The organism is Bradyrhizobium sp. LeoB3, assembly GCF_055456055.1.
Genome location: NZ_JBVBEF010000311.1, coordinates 1 through 950 on the forward strand (window position 1 = coordinate 1; position 950 = coordinate 950).

General features: G+C 61.8%; 1 protein-coding gene. It reads left to right on the plus strand.

What is annotated here, in order from left to right:
* Positions 1 to 950, plus strand: a 950-nt coding sequence (locus ACZXDY_RS46055) for a transposase (RefSeq protein WP_464350034.1), incomplete at both ends; no start/stop codon positions are given.

Consider the following 950-nt stretch of genomic DNA (forward strand, 5'->3'; position numbering starts at 1 on the left):
CGCGTGTTCGAGACTGTCTTGCGCCGCTGCATGCGGGAGCGCCTGGTTGGCGGCGAAGGGTTCGCAGTTGATGCGAGCCTGATCAAGGCGGATGCCAATCGGCAGAAGGGGATCGAAGGCGATAAGGGGCTTCCACCGGAGGCCGCGGGCCGGGCAATCGACGAGTATCTTGCTGTTCTTGATGATGCCGCGTTCGGTGCTGCGACCGAGGTCACGCCCAAGTTTGTATCGCCCTCCGATCCGGCCGCGCGCTGGACCGGGGCACACGGCGGCCAAGCTTTCTTTGCCTACTCCACGAACTATCTGATCGATGTCGAGAACGCCATCATCGTCGATGTGGAGGCGACCGCGGCAATCCGGCAGGCGGAGGTATTGGCCGCCAAGCGCATGATTGAGCGCTCACTCGAACAGTTCGACCTCTATCCGGGCAAGCTCATGGGTGACAGCGCCTACGGCTCGGCCGAGATGCTCGGCTGGCTCGTCTATAAGCACGGCATCGAGCCGCACGTGACGGTATTCGACAAGTCGGCTCGCAAAGACGGTACCTTCTCGCGCGAGGATTTCACCTACGATCAAGCCGGCGACATCTATACCTGTCCCGGCGGCAAGATGCTGACCACGACCGGAACACTGGTGAACGATGGCGCGACGATGCTCTACCGGGCGAGCAAGCACGATTGCGCAAGTTGCGCCTTAAAGGCTCGCTGCTGCCCAAAGGACTCGGTCCGTAAGGTGCCGCGCTCTATTCACGAAGGTGCCCGCGACATGGCGCGCGACATAGCACGATCCTGGGAGGGCCGCACTTCGCGTCGGCTCCGCAAGAAAGTCGAGATGCTGTTTGCACACCTTAAACGCATTCTCAAGCTCGACCGCCTACGCTTACGAGGCCCAAACGGCGCGCATGACGAGTTCATCCTCGCAGCCACCGCCCAGAACCTTCGCAAGATGGC